Origin of the sequence: Arthrobacter sp. E3 (genome assembly GCF_017353415.1) — a bacterium.
Classification (GTDB): domain Bacteria; phylum Actinomycetota; class Actinomycetes; order Actinomycetales; family Micrococcaceae; genus Specibacter.
Map to the genome: position 1 here is coordinate 1 of NZ_JAFMPX010000042.1, position 13,255 is coordinate 13,255.

12 protein-coding genes are annotated in these 13,255 nt (G+C 63.0%); 4 read left to right on the forward strand and 8 right to left on the reverse strand.

Annotation, left to right across the window (positions count from 1 at the left end; genetic code table 11):
• Window positions 1-59: 59 nt before the first annotated feature.
• The 4 genes from JMA46_RS14515 to dut are packed head-to-tail and all read right to left on the reverse strand — an operon-like array spanning window position 60 to window position 2,489.
• Window positions 60-770, reverse strand: coding sequence for a DUF3159 domain-containing protein (locus JMA46_RS14515; protein ID WP_247647334.1), 711 nt, complete (start codon window positions 768-770; stop codon window positions 60-62).
• Entirely contained in the window at window positions 771-1,109 is a 339-nt protein-coding gene (locus JMA46_RS14520) for an OB-fold nucleic acid binding domain-containing protein (RefSeq protein WP_207346060.1), read from the reverse strand.
• A gap of 2 nt (window positions 1,110-1,111) precedes the next feature.
• On the reverse strand, window positions 1,112-1,903 hold the full coding sequence (locus tag JMA46_RS14525) for a DUF3710 domain-containing protein (protein ID WP_207346061.1): 792 nt from the start codon (window positions 1,901-1,903) through the stop codon (window positions 1,112-1,114).
• 52 nt (window positions 1,904-1,955) lie between these two features.
• Window positions 1,956-2,489 (reverse strand): dUTP diphosphatase, encoded by a 534-nt coding sequence (gene dut, locus JMA46_RS14530; RefSeq protein ID WP_348770182.1) that lies wholly within the window; start codon window positions 2,487-2,489, stop codon window positions 1,956-1,958.
• Between the two features lie 96 nt (window positions 2,490-2,585).
• Between dut and JMA46_RS14535 the strand changes: the two genes are divergently transcribed.
• Window positions 2,586-3,086 carry a DUF3093 domain-containing protein gene (locus tag JMA46_RS14535; RefSeq protein ID WP_207346062.1) on the forward strand — a complete coding sequence of 167 codons (501 nt, stop codon included), beginning with the start codon at window positions 2,586-2,588 and terminating at the stop codon, window positions 3,084-3,086.
• Between the two features lie 33 nt (window positions 3,087-3,119).
• Here the strand turns inward: JMA46_RS14535 and JMA46_RS14540 are convergent, their stop codons facing one another.
• A complete protein-coding gene (locus JMA46_RS14540) occupies window positions 3,120-3,362 on the reverse strand; it encodes a DUF4193 family protein (protein ID WP_247647337.1) in 243 nt (80 codons plus the stop codon).
• Between the two features lie 258 nt (window positions 3,363-3,620).
• Here JMA46_RS14540 and sepH point away from each other — a divergent pair, with 258 nt between their 5' ends.
• A complete protein-coding gene (gene sepH / locus JMA46_RS14545) occupies window positions 3,621-4,952 on the forward strand; it encodes a septation protein SepH (RefSeq protein ID WP_247647335.1) in 1,332 nt (443 codons plus the stop codon).
• A 50-nt stretch (window positions 4,953-5,002) separates the two neighbouring features.
• Here sepH and JMA46_RS14550 read toward each other — a convergent pair whose 3' ends face one another.
• The 3 genes from JMA46_RS14550 to JMA46_RS14560 form a co-directional block, all read right to left on the reverse strand.
• Window positions 5,003-6,235, reverse strand: a complete 1,233-nt coding sequence (locus tag JMA46_RS14550; protein ID WP_348770183.1) for a nucleotide pyrophosphatase/phosphodiesterase family protein — start codon at window positions 6,233-6,235, stop codon at window positions 5,003-5,005.
• A 4-nt stretch (window positions 6,236-6,239) separates the two neighbouring features.
• On the reverse strand, window positions 6,240-6,920 hold the full coding sequence (locus JMA46_RS14555; protein ID WP_207346063.1) for a DUF5998 family protein: 681 nt from the start codon (window positions 6,918-6,920) through the stop codon (window positions 6,240-6,242).
• A gap of 74 nt (window positions 6,921-6,994) precedes the next feature.
• Entirely contained in the window at window positions 6,995-9,670 is a 2,676-nt protein-coding gene (locus tag JMA46_RS14560) for a bifunctional GNAT family N-acetyltransferase/acetate--CoA ligase family protein (protein ID WP_207346064.1), read from the reverse strand.
• Window positions 9,671-9,755: 85 nt separating this feature from the next.
• Between JMA46_RS14560 and JMA46_RS14565 the strand changes: the two genes are divergently transcribed.
• On the forward strand, window positions 9,756-12,404 hold the full coding sequence (locus JMA46_RS14565; RefSeq protein WP_207346065.1) for a DNA topoisomerase IV subunit A: 2,649 nt from the start codon (window positions 9,756-9,758) through the stop codon (window positions 12,402-12,404).
• Window positions 12,405-12,442: 38 nt separating this feature from the next.
• Window positions 12,443-12,961: a DinB family protein gene (locus tag JMA46_RS14570; RefSeq protein ID WP_207346066.1), complete on the forward strand. Its 519-nt coding sequence runs from the start codon at window positions 12,443-12,445 to the stop codon at window positions 12,959-12,961.
• The last annotated feature ends 294 nt before the right edge of the window (window positions 12,962-13,255 follow it).

Here is a 13,255-nt window from a genome sequence, read left to right on the forward strand (position 1 = left end):
TGGGGGGGTGTTTAGGAAATTCCAACAACCCACCCCCTCACTTGGTTTTTATAGCAGTGCTAGTCCGCTGGCAGCTTCTCGCTGACTGGGCGGCTGACAAGCCAGGCGATCCAGAGGCCAAACGCGTACAGCGGAACGCCCATGATCAGGCGCATTGCCCCCAAGGCGTCAACCTGCTCCGTCAGATACAGCGGCAGTTGCACCACCAGACGGGCGGCCATGACTGCCACCACAATCCAGGTCGCAACATTGTAGGCACGGAGCCGTTCCGGTTTGTCCCGCCAACGCACGCCTTCGTTGCGGGCATAGCCAAACAGCAGGCCCAACACCGGCCACCGCACCACGATTGAAATGACCATGGCGAGGATGTAGCCGCCATTGGTCAGGAAGCCAATCAGGTAGTAATTCTCGGCTTTTCCGGTCTTCATGGCCAGGAAAGCGGAAAGTGCGACACCGGCAATTCCGGCCAGCGCCTGCGTCAACGGCGTCCGCTGGATCAGTCGTGCCACGAGGAACACAACCGCAATGGCCACTGATCCGACGAGGGCGGCGGTCAGGTTCCGGGTCAGCGTGAAAACGACCAGGAAAATCAGTCCGGGCAGCACGCTTTCGGCAATGCCACGCATTCCCCCAGCAGCGGCCAGCAAGTCGATTTGGCCGTTCTCCTTACGCACCAACGGGTTCTTGGACGCCATATCATGGGCGATCTCAGCGAATCCACCGGTGGGTTTTTGCACAGGCGGGTTCTCTTCGGGACTCTGCTGGCTCAACTAGCTCTCCTGGGTTCCAATGATTTCGTAGCGGGGGTTGTACATGGTGGGCAGGCCGTCACGAAGTGAAACCATGCCCTCCACCCGCAAACGCGTGCCTGCCACAATGCCGGGCACACGCCGTCGTCCTATCCACACCAGACGCAGGCGGTGATTCTTGCCGTCCACGGCGCCACGATGGGCCTCCCGGTCAGTGACGATCGCTGTATAGGCGGGTGCGCTTGACTCCGGCAGGATGGTAACGGCGTCAATGACCCCTTTGCACACTGCGCGGCCCCGGCGCGGTAAATCGCAAATGGCTCCAGGGTCGGACCAACCGCGTTGTTGCGAGGGTGTCAACGTCAGCCGATCGCTGTGATTTCGGGCCCGCGCTGAAGGGGTTCCCCACCCTGAGAGGGGGCATCTTGGCCGCCGGGCATGCCCGCTTCGGCAGCTGTGGCAGCGTCCTTGGGCAGGCGCAACAGCAACAGATCACGCGGAGGCAAAGGGGTCTCGCCACGCACCACAACAACTCCACGGAACAAGTCCTCAAGTTCCTTCGCAGCTTCACTGTCAACCGCTGCATCGCCGCCCAAGACGCCACGCAGGAACCAGCGGGGGCCGTCGACGCCAAGGAATCGGGCAACCCGGAAACCCTTGCTTCCGTCACTCGCCTCTGCGGGAACCTTGGCAAGTACTTCCTTGCCGAAAACACCGTCAAGGATTTCGATCTCCCCACCCTGCGAGCCAACGGACAGGCCCAGCTGCTCGCGGATGTCGCGCCACAGCTCTTCCGAACGTGAGGACGCAAAGGCCTGCAATTGCAGGCTGGAACCGTTCAAGTCCAGCGTTACCGCGATGACGCGTGATGTGCTTTCCTCAACCTCCAGACGCAGCGACAGCCCCTCGCGAGGGGTGATCAGAAGGGCTCCCAAATCCACGTAGCCGTCGGTGTTCTCAATCTCGGAGTCATCCAACGGGCCGTGCACGGCACGGTCATAGGCGGTGTCGGAAGGATCTGGGGGAAGGTCCAACATCGCAGGGCCCGAACCTTCAGGTGAGGTCCCGGCGTCGTCTTGATCGACGGCAGCGGAGTTGGAATCAACCAACTCGTCCGAGCTGTTCTTGTTTTTCTTACCGAACCCAAAAGCCATGGGATTAAGACTCCTTGTAAAAGATGGAACTCGCGATAATGAAGGCGGCTGCTTAGCCGTTGCCGGGCGCTTGCGGGACTTCGCCCTGGGGTGTCCGGGAAAAACCGCCCGTGGATCCGAATCCGCCGGTACCGCGTACCGAGGCCGGCAGCTCATTGACCTCTATGAACTCAGCCATTTCCACGCGCTGGATCACCATTTGTGCAATTCTATCGCCCCTGGTCAGTGAGATCGAATGGCGGGAGTCAGTGTTCAGCAACGTCACCGACAATTCACCGCGGTAGCCGGCGTCCACGGTACCCGGGCTGTTGACAATGGTCAGCCCCTGCTTCGTGGCCAAACCCGAACGCGGGTGGATCAGCGCAACAAAGCCGAACGGCAGCGCAATGCTGACACCTGTGGGGACCAGGGCCCGCTCACCGGGCGCCAACACCACGTCGATCCGGGTCCGCAGGTCAGCGCCGGCGTCACCGGGGTGGGCATAGCTGGGAGGCTCGATCCCGTCGTCGAGCATGCACAACTGCACGCTTAGAGTGGGCCGCGCGTCGTCGGAGGCATTGTTGGCGGGAGAAGTCTGTTCGGTCACAACAGCCCACTCTATCGCGAACCGCCGCGCGGCGCCTGTCTTGGCCTCGGCAGCGGCCAACGTGATTTACTGCCGGAAAGGTGAAAAGCTATAGCCATGTCATCACCTTCGCCGCAGAGCGCAACGTCCCCCTCAACGGCTAACTACACGGAGAAACTCTGGCCCGGATTTTGGGGCTGGGTCATCGTCGTGGGACTCTCCGCAGCTGGCATCCTGATTTTCATCCCGATCAGCCCGGCGGCGGGATACATCGCATTTTTCGTCCTGCTGATCGGCCAGGCCGCGCTGCTGATCGCTTCCACCCCCACCATTGAAGTGACCCCCGAGACGTTGCGGGTGGGCCGGGCCCAGATTGAGCGCCAATTTGTTGGTGAAGTCACGGCCTACCACGGCCAGGACGCCACCGATCAGCGCGGCACCAAACTCAACGGTCTTGCCTACCTGTGCATTCGCGGGTGGATCAAGCCGGTGGTGAAGATGGAAATTACTGATCCCACAGATCGGACGCCGTACTGGCTGGCATCCTCTCGCAACCCCGAGCATCTTGCCGCAGCCTTGCGCGGCACCGGACGGGCAGCCTTCAACCCCGAGGCCTGAGCCCCTGGACTCCGCGTCGGGGGAGCCACTTTTTCACCCCTCGCAATCCCTGCAGTACTTCAATCCATTCATTTCCCGAGCAAGCTGTGATCGATGCCGCACCAGGAAACACGAGCCGCACGTGAACTCATCCGCCTGCTCGGCCATGATCTCCAAGGCCAATTCTTCGGCAGGAACGTCATTGCCAGGAAGTTCGAAATTCTCTGCCAGATCGGTCTCAGCCAAATCGATCACAGCGTTCATTACGGGGCTGGGACCAGCCGGTCGTTGGGCCATTCGTGGCTGGTGGTAACCGGTTCTCATCATTACTTCCTTAGAATCACCGCGGGGCGGCAGTATACAAATGCTGCCAACACCATAAAATGTAAAACAGTGAACGATGAGCAGTCGGCGCGTTAGTTCGCAGCAGGCTTAAGTTGCTTGAGGTTCTGCTGCCCTGCGTTTCGCGCTCGTTGACAAAGCGAACTCACGCCACGCCTAGCGCGGTAGTAGGTAATTTGGCGCATCAATGGCAAAGTTTCGAAGTGTACAATAATGACTTTTTGGGAGGACGACATGGCTGATCTGCGGCTGGTGGGTGTCCACGACGACGGCGGACACCTGCTGCTCAGTGGTCCCGATGGGGACATCTACCTACTCCCCTTGGACGAGGCGCTGCGCACAGCAGTAGGCAAAACGCACCACCGTTTGCCGAACATGCCGCAACAGCCTGGCACCCGCATGAGGCCACGGGAAATCCAGGCATTGATTCGGGCTGGAGCCACTGCAGCGGCAGTCTCTGAACAATCAGGGCTGTCGCTGGAGCAGGTGCGGCGCTACGAGGGACCCGTACTGGCCGAACGTGAATACATCGCCGGTCAGGCGCGCGCCGTCGAGGTTGCCGCTCCCACCGCCCACAACGACGGTTACAAGGCTGCCTTTGGCGAGAGCCCGGCATCCCTTGATGAAATGGTCCGGCACCGGCTGGTGGCTTTTGGCATCGACCCGAAGTCACTGCGCTGGGATGCTTGGCGCGACAAAGCAGGCGACTGGACCATCAGCGCCAACTTTGAGCCCAGCACAGAGCGCGCCGCCACGAGTATTGGCGAGGCACCCCCGGCCCTGTGGCGTTACCATGCCGCACGCAAGGCACTGCACAACGCCAACCGCTGGGCACAGCAACTCAGTGAACTTGAGCCGCTCGACAGTCCCGTTTCGGCACGTCGGCTGAGCGCAGTCGTCGACAAGCCCTTTGATGTGGAAGCCGACGCCGTATCCTCCGACATGGAGACAGAGCTTTCCGCAGAGGGGGCCTCAGACTCAGAGGCGACGCCCACAGAGCTCGCACCGGAGTCTGATGAGGACGGCCACAGCCACGGGCTCCTTGAGATGTTGCGCTCCCGCCGCGGTGTGCGCTTGGGCGTGAACGAGGCGGGCGATGACGAACTGGCCGCCATGCTCGGCAATTCCGTTCCCGGCGCCCACCCCCGTGATGAAGAATTCTATGGAATCAAGGCTGGTGAAAGTGAGTCGGAAGAGGACACTCCTGAGACCAATCCGATCGAGGAAGCACCCGCCCCTGCGGTGAGCCCCAGGGACAGGCTCCGTTCCATCCCGTTCCTGAAACTGGCGCCACGCCTTTCTGAACACGACGCCCAAGGCTCGAACAGGGGTGGCAGTGTTGCCGAGGTCAGCAGCGAGACGAGGGAAGTTGTGGTCTCTGGGGAACCATCCACCAGCAGTGAGCCGCAGACCCACGTGCCGGAAGAAAGTGGCGCCAGCGACAGTGATGTGACGGCACGTCTGGAGCGCAAGGCCTCCACGAAACCCAAGCGCTCCAGCGTCCCGAGCTGGGACGAGATAGTGTTCGGCACCAAGGGCGACTGAAGTCGGGAACCCCGGTCTCAGTCATAAGAATGCCTGGGACCTCCTCGGCCCTAGCGGCGCTTGGCGCCCTTCCTTGCAGTCGATACCTTCTTCGGTGTCACGGGAATGCGCAGCAGCGGCACCTCACGCTCGGCCTTCGTGATGGATCCGTGCTGGCCCACCACCTCCATGGCCTGGGCACGCACCCGTTGCAGGTCGTAAAATGCGATCGACTCCCTGGCCAAAACCAAAACATCGCCAATGCGGGCACTGACAGCGTCGGAAACCTCGCCAAAGTAGCCTGCCTCGACTGCCTGCTCCCTGGTCAAAACCCAGGCCTTCTTACCGAATCGTTCCAACCAAGCCTCCATGAGGCGGCCGCGTGCTATTTCCGTGGTCCCCGGTTCCAGGTACAAGTGCACCATCCGCGGTTCCCCCGCCGTATGCCGGACACCGGCCACCAGCTCCGGGTAGACCGAAAAGTCGATCCGGGCCGAACGCGGCACATCCACCATGCCGTGGTCGGCTGTCAAGAGAATCAGCGTCCCGGCCGGTGCGGTCGCAGCGAGACGCTTCATGCCGGCGTCGAGCTCTTCCAGCTGCCGTTCCCACTGCGCCGAATCTGCGCCGTGCGCGTGGCCGACCTTGTCCAGTTCCCCCCAGTACAGGTACACCAGCGCCCGCGGCGTCGCAGCCAACGCATTGACGGCTTCCTCCACCCGGGCATGCATCGAGGTGGCGCCACGGAATTCGCTGCCCCTTAGCGCCGCGCGGGTCATGGGCGAATCGGCAAAGCGCGGCAGGCTCACCGTGGTGCAGGGCACCGAAGCGGAGAGTTCTTCAAAGATGGTGGGGCATGGCTGCCATTGCAGAGGATCCACACCGGCGTCCCAATTTCCGAGCAGGTTCACCACCTTGTCCTGGCGCGGGTCGAGCACGTCGTAGCCCACCATGCCGTGGTGCCCCGGAACTGCTCCCGTGCCCAACGACGTCAGTGAGGTCGCGGTCGTGCTGGGAAAGGCAGCTTGCAGGGTTCGCGGATGCGCACCCCCTGTGTCTTCGGCCATGACGCCGCGCAAGAACGGTGCATGCCCGGACTTCGCCTTCAACAAGGACTTGCCCAAACCGTCGACAAGAACGACGCAGATCCGCGTGGCAGCTGGCAGCTTCAGCACATTCTCAAAGGACTCCCCACCCAGCACGGCAGCTGCACTGCTGAGCACATCGCCAATGCTCGCCGTCCCGTAGGCGGGTGCGGCGGGCAGTGGGGGCTGCACGTGAGTCAGCTCGTCGAGGGCACCCACGGCGTCAGCGACGGTAATGGGAACGGCCTAGGCGCGCACCAAAGGCGGGGAATCTGGTGGTCCCGAGCTCCAAGTGGCTGGGCGCACCGGCGCCAGTGTTCACGGCACGCAAAGCACGGGCGAAGGCTTTCGCGTCCGCCACAGCCTGCAGACCCTCGGCCTCGGCGCTGATGCGTAGCGCAATGTCCTCCTGGACGATAGTTCCCGAATAACCGTGGTCGGCGTCGCAGGCGGGATCCCCGCACGACGCCGGACCCATCTCCACCCGCTGTCCGCCAGACCAGGCGATAGCCAAGGTGAGCTCGCGTGCTGGATCCGAGGGCTTGTAGTCCTGCGGCTGGGCGTAGATGTAGCTGAGCACCACAGAGTTGATCTGGGCGACTGGCACTGATTCGGTGGACACCTGGGCCACCATCTGCTCACCCGATTCATCGAGCTGGTGGTCGTCAACGTGGGTGATGACCAGCATGTCCGTGGTCAGCACCAACACGGTAATGTGCCGGTGCACCTCGGTGCGGTCAAAGTGGGTTTCCAGATGCACCAGGTGCGCAAGACTTTCCTGGCCGTCAAGGGCATCGTTGACCACGTCTGCAACGAGCCGGGGGTAAAAACCTGACCGCTGAAGTGCGGCTTCCAAATCGCGACCCTTGGTATTGGCGGGGGCGCCCGCGCCGAAGCTGTTCATGCTCCCATTTTCGCACTTTGGCGACGGCGTTGCGAACTGGCCACACCCCCGGCCCGCGCCGTGGTGTTGCCCGGCTAGAAAATCATGGCCCTCCGTGCACTGTCGGTGCGCTGGGCCGGGTTGCCGATTCTCACATCGACGGACAAGACAGTCACGGCCGTGGGGCCGACGAGAATGGGCTTGAATTCAATGAAGGCCACTTCGGGATGTTCATCCTTGAGCATCGCCACCCGGGCCACCAAATCCTCCAGTGCCTTCACATTTACGGCAGGCAGGCCTTCATAGCCGAACAGCTTCACTGCAGCACGCGGTGAGCGGATGAGGTCCGCAGTGTCTGCCACCGACAATGGCGGCACCCTGTGTGCCCAGTCGTCCAGCAGGTTCACCGCGTCCCCGGTCAATCCGAAGGACACCACCGGCCCCAGCAACGGGTCCTCGATGGCCCGCAAGGTGCACGACTGGCCCACTTCCGCCATCGACTGCACCTCCAACTCCTTGTCCCCGTACGGTTTGAGGAAGTTGCGCATCCGGACAATGTTGCGCCGCAGCGACTCAGCATTTTCAATGTTGATGCGCACACCACCCAAATCCATCCGGTGACGCAGGGCGGGGTCAATGGTCTTGATGGCGACCGGCCAACCCAGCCGCTGCGCTGCGGCCACGGCCTGGTCCTCGGTTTGGAACGGAGCCGATTCGAGCACTTCAATGCCATAGTGGTGCAGCAGTTCCGTCGCCTGCCCAGCATCCAAGGTGAGAAGCCCATCCCCGGTCACCTCAGCCAGCCATCCATCCAGCAGGGCTTCAGCGCCGCGCGGATCAACCCCTTCCAGCACATCAAAAACGGGTGATTCAAGTGTCAGCCAGTGCGCGTACCGCGTCACAGCGGCCAATGCCGCAATGGCCGCACCGGGGCTGGAGAATGCTGGCAGCGACTGCGCCATTTGCCGGTTTACGTGAATACGGCGGTCAATGTTGCCGGTCAGCGCGGCGACGACGGGCTTCCCGGACTCCACTGAGCACTCCTGCAGCGTTGCGGCAATCACGTCCACAGTCAGCCCCACCACGGGCAACAGCGTCACAATGGCCGAGTCCACACCATCACGGGCCAGCACATCGAGCACCGTGCGCTTCAGCAGCGGCAACGCCTTGGACTGACCCATATCCAGCACCAGACTCGACTCGACGGCCGCCACCGTGAGCCCGTGCTGCTCGGTGGCATCAGCCACCACCGTGCCCAGCGCCGCGGAGTTGCCAACAATGGCAAGACCCGGCCCCTTGGGCAGCGGCTGCCCCACCACAATCTGGGCCACATCAGAGAGTTCTTCAATCGTATTCACACGCACGACGCCGGACTGGCGCAGCATGGCGTCCAGCGCACCGACAGGGGCTTGGGTGGTGCGCACGGCGTGGCCGGGCGGCAGGCGCAGCCCGATGGCATCCGATTTGGCCACGATGACGGGTTTGCTCCGAGCCAGGCGCCGGGAAATACGCGAAAACTTGCGTGGGTTGCCAATGGATTCTAGATAAAGCCCGCACGCGGCCGTGTTCGGGTCATCCTCCCAAAACTGCATCATGTCATTGCCTGACACATCAGCCCGGTTTCCGGCCGAGAGCACGGTAGACATGCCCACGTCGCGCCGGCTCAGGGAGGCGAACAGGGAAGCCCCTAGTGCTGCTGACTGGCTGAAGATCCCCAAGCCTCCCCGCAGGGGCAGTGCCGGGGCCATCGATGCGTTCAGCGACACTGCCGGGTCGGTGTTGGCCACGCCAAGCGAGGCCGGGCCCACCACCCGCATGCCGTTTGCCCTCGCTTGGCGCACCAGGGCGTGCTGGCGCGCAAGCCCGCGTTCGCCGTCGTCCGCGAAACCTGCGGTGGCCACAACAAGGCTCTTCACGCCGGCCTGCCCGCACTGCTCCACCACAGCCTGGACCTGACCGTAGGGCACGGCGATGACGGCCAGGTCCACGGGCCCGGGAACCTCGCCGATCCTGGAGTAGGGCATCATGCCGGAGACCTCCAGTGCATCCGGGTTGACGGCGTAAATGGCGCCGGTGAAGTTCCCCTCGACAACGTGCTCAAGGAGTTGCTGGCCCACGCTCCCCCACTCCCGGCTGGCCCCAATCACGGCCACAGAGGCCGGCGCCAACAGCCCGGCGAGGCTGAGCGCCTCGGCCCGGTGCTCGCGGGATTCCATGACGGCGCGGGACTTCTCCGTGGGGTCGATGTCAAAGTGGAGCGAAACCACGCCATCGTCAAAATGCCGCTTGACTTCATAGCCGGCCTCAGAGAAAACCTGGATCATCTTGCGGTTTTCCGGCAGGACCTCCGCGGAGAACTTGCTGATCCCGTTCTCCCGCGCAGCCACAGCCAAGTGTTCAAGCAGAATCGACCCCACGCCGCGGCCCTGGTGGGCATCGGAAACGTTGAAGGCCACCTCGGCGTCGGAGGGGTCATCGAGCCGGTCGTAGCGCCCGATCCCAATAATCCCGTCGCCGCGGGTTATGACAAATGCCACACGGTCGTGGTAGTCAAGCTCAGTGAAGCGGCGCAGTTCCTTGTCCGTAAGCTTGGACTTGTACGTAAAGAAGCGCAAATAGATGGAATTTTGCGACTGCGCCATGTGAAATGCCTGCACGGCGGGGGCGTCGGCGGCGGTCATGGGCCGCAAATGGCCCGTGCTTCCATCACGGAGAACAACATCGGCTTCCCAATGGGCCGGATATTCGGGCGCGAGCTCTGGCTTCACCATAGAATCACTGTACCGACATGATCTCGTTTTAGGCGTCTATGTCAGAGACGCAACACCCCCAGGCAGAAAAGGAACCACCGCCATCATGGCCAAGCGCCAACGCCCAGCAGACGGCACCCTCCCCAAGGATTTCAAGGAAAACATCGTTGACATTGATGTTTCAACTGAAATGGAGGGCTCATTCCTGGAGTACGCCTACTCAGTGATCTACTCCAGGGCGCTGCCCGACGCCCGTGACGGGCTCAAGCCTGTCCAGCGGCGCATCCTGTACATGATGACGGACATGGGCCTGCGCCCGGACAAGGGCCACGTCAAAAGTGCCCGCGTGGTGGGCGAGGTCATGGGCAAGCTGCACCCGCACGGGGACACGGCGATCTACGACACCATGGTGCGCATGGCCCAGGACTTTTCCCTGCGTCTGCCTCTCGTTGACGGGCACGGCAACTTCGGCTCGCTCGACGACGGCCCCGCCGCCCCCCGCTACACCGAGGCCCGTCTGGCCGCCGCCGCACTGGAGCTGACGGGAAACCTGGATGAGGACGTGGTGGACTTTGTGCCCACCTACGACAACGAGTGGACACAGCCCTCCGTGCTGCCCGCGGCCTACCCGAACCTGCTGGTCAACGGAGCCAGCGGCATTGCCGTGGGCATGGCCACCAACATGGCCCCGCACAACCTTGGCGAAGTGATTGCCGCCGCCCAACACTTGATCGCCCACCCCGATGCGACCCTCGAAGACATCATGGCGTACGTGCCCGGCCCCGACCTGCCCTCGGGCGGGCGAATTGTGGGTCTACAAGGCATCCGCGACGCCTACGCCACCGGCCGCGGCTCGTTCAAGACCCGAGCCAAAATGGCTGTTGAACAAATTTCCGCGCGCCGCACGGGCCTTGTTGTCACCGAACTGCCCTACCTGGTGGGCCCGGAAAAGGTGAAAGAAAAAGTCAAGGACGCGGTCAATAACAAGAAGCTGGTGGGCATCGCCGACTTCATTGACCTCTCAGACCGCAAGCATGGGCTGCGGCTGGTGCTGGAGATCAAGAACGGTTTCAACCCGGCCGCCGTCATGGAGCAGTTGTACCGCTACACGCCGCTGGAGGAGTCCTTCGGCATCAACAACGTCTGCCTCGTTGAGGGCCAGCCGCAAACCCTTGGCCTGTTGCCGCTGCTGCAGGTGTTTGTCACGCACCGCATTGACGTGGTGCGCCGCCGCACCACGTTCCGCCTCGCCAAGAAGCTCGACCGCCTGCACCTGGTGGAGGGCCTGCTCATCGCCATCTTGGATATTGACGAGGTCATCCAGATCATCCGGACCTCGGATCAGGTGGCGGCAGCCCGTGAGCGCCTCATGGCCATTTATGACTTGTCCGAAATCCAGGCGGACTACATCCTGGCCCTGCGTTTGCGCCAGCTCACCCGCTTCTCCATGGTGGAGCTGGAGGCCGAGCGTGACCAGCTGCGTCGTGAAATTGAAGCCCTGCAGGCTATTTTGGATTCCAAGGAACTGCTGCACCAACTGGTCACCGACGAGTTGGGCGAAGTGTCCGCGAAATACGCCACCCCGCGCCGCACCGTGCTGCTTGAATCCGAGGCCATGGCCCCGTCCGTGGCGAAGGCGCTTGCTGCCGGCGGCACGGGCAAGGCCGCCAAGATTGCTCCGCTAGCTCTTGAAATTGCCGACGATCCCTGCTGGGTGCTGCTCAGCGCCACGGGGCAGATCGCCCGGACAACCACGGCTGATCCACTCTTGGATTCAGGGGGCCGCAGCAAGCACGACGTCTTCACCTCAGTGCTGAAGTCCACCGCGAGGGCCGAGATTGGCGCGCTGACGTCGCTGGGTCGCATGCTTCGCCTGCAAGTGGTGGACATGCCTGTGCTGCCGCCCACCAACTCCCTGCCAAACCTGGCCGGCGGCGTGGCGGCCAAGGACTTCATCACGCTGACGAAGGGCGAGACCCTGGTTGGCTTTGTGCCGCTGAACAGCGTCTTTGCCGTGGGTACCGCTGCCGGGGTGGTCAAGCGGGTAACCCCCGAGTATCCGCTGAACCGCGACGACTGGGAGTACATTTCCCTCAAACCCAAGGATTTCGTGGTGGGCGCAGGCGTTGCCACGGACGACGACGAACTCGTGTTCATCACCCGCGGCGCCCAATTACTGCGCTACAGTGCCGCCACGGTTCGCCCGCAGGGTCGCACGGCCGGCGGCATGGCCGGAATCAAGCTCTCTGTCGGAGACGCGGTGCTGTCCTTTGGCGTGGTCTCCCCGACCGATTCCGAGGCGGTGGTGGTCACGGTGGCCGGTGGGCAGGACGCGCTGCCGGGCACGCCGTCGGGCTCGGCCAAGGTGACCGCATTCTCAGATTACCCGGCCAAGGGACGCGCCACGGCAGGGGTGCGGGCGCACCGCTTCCTCAAAGGCGAGGACAGGCTGCGGGCGTCCTGGGCTGGCCATGGTCCGGCCAAGGCTTCCACCGGTTCCGGCGTCGCCCGGGCGCTGCCGGTGGAGCATGGCCACCGCGACGGCTCGGGCGTGGCGCTCAGCGCAGCCCTCGACCTGATCGGGCCCAGCCTGATTGGGCACAGCTTGGTTGGGCACAGCTTGGCTAACGGTGCCCATACCCCTGATCTACCTGCCGCCCCGGTGGTGTCGCCGAAGGTCCCGGCGGCCCCCACCCGTGACGCACAGCCCATCCCCGGCAGTACACAAGAGGCTTTTGAGCTGCCATTGGAATAGGCATGGGCTGTTGCGGGGCCTACGCATAGACTGGCCCCATGGCTATCACTCCCGATGAAAAAGACTGGACCTGGGTTTTGCAGCGTGTGTGCCCTGAGTGCGGCTTCGATGCCTCCGAAGCCACACCGTCCACTGCGGCAACCATGATCCCCGCGCTGCTCCCGCGGTGGCAGAACGCGCTGCGGGGGGCCAACGTTGAGGAACGCTCAAACCCGGACACGTGGTCTGTGCTGGAATATGGCGCCCATGCCAGTGACGTCTTCGAACTGTTCACCGCACGCCTTGAGCTCATGCTCCGGGAAGAGAACCCCACCTTCGCCGACTGGGACCAGGACCAGGCAGCCCTTGACGGCTGCTATTCGACTCTCGATCCTGATGATGTTGCCAGCGAACTGGTGCAAAACGGCTTGGATGCGGCAGCCGCTTTCGGTGCAGTCGACGAAGCGGATTGGGGACGGCGCGGGCTACGCAGCAATGGCGCGGAATTTACGGTGGTGACCCTGGCCGGGTATTTCCTGCACGACATCGTCCACCACTTGCACGACGTCAACGGCTGACCCGGCAAAAGCACCCAAAATTGGCCGCACACAGTGCCCGTATAGGGCCCCGTTACCGGGCTGGTGCAGATTGTGCCCGGAATGTGGTGATGGCGGTGGTCGCCATCCAAGTGCCGCCCCACCAGCCGCGCCAACCTAGGGGTTCCGGACTGCGGCATCAACAGTGTTGCCTGACTGATCCACAGAACGCCACAGGTCGATCCAAATAACAGTGATCCCAGGCCACCGAAGGGCAGTTCAATGGTGGCTTGCAGGCGATGACCCCGAGAGCCGTCAGGACACCATGGACGAGGT

Excerpts from the sequence above, each read along its gene's own strand:
- JMA46_RS14525 (WP_207346061.1), bottom strand. The coding sequence starts at position 1,903 with ATGGCTTTTGGGTTCGGTAAGAAAAACAAGAACAGCTCGGACGAGTTG.
- JMA46_RS14535 (WP_207346062.1), top strand. The coding sequence starts at position 2,586 with ATGTCATCACCTTCGCCGCAGAGCGCAACGTCCCCCTCAACGGCTAAC.
- JMA46_RS14540 (WP_247647337.1), bottom strand. The coding sequence starts at position 3,362 with ATGGCCCAACGACCGGCTGGTCCCAGCCCCGTAATGAACGCTGTGATC.
- sepH (WP_247647335.1), top strand. The coding sequence starts at position 3,621 with ATGACTTTTTGGGAGGACGACATGGCTGATCTGCGGCTGGTGGGTGTC.
- JMA46_RS14555 (WP_207346063.1), bottom strand. The coding sequence starts at position 6,920 with ATGAACAGCTTCGGCGCGGGCGCCCCCGCCAATACCAAGGGTCGCGAT.
- JMA46_RS14560 (WP_207346064.1), bottom strand. The coding sequence starts at position 9,670 with ATGGTGAAGCCAGAGCTCGCGCCCGAATATCCGGCCCATTGGGAAGCC.
- JMA46_RS14565 (WP_207346065.1), top strand. The coding sequence starts at position 9,756 with ATGGCCAAGCGCCAACGCCCAGCAGACGGCACCCTCCCCAAGGATTTC.
- JMA46_RS14570 (WP_207346066.1), top strand. The coding sequence starts at position 12,443 with ATGGCTATCACTCCCGATGAAAAAGACTGGACCTGGGTTTTGCAGCGT.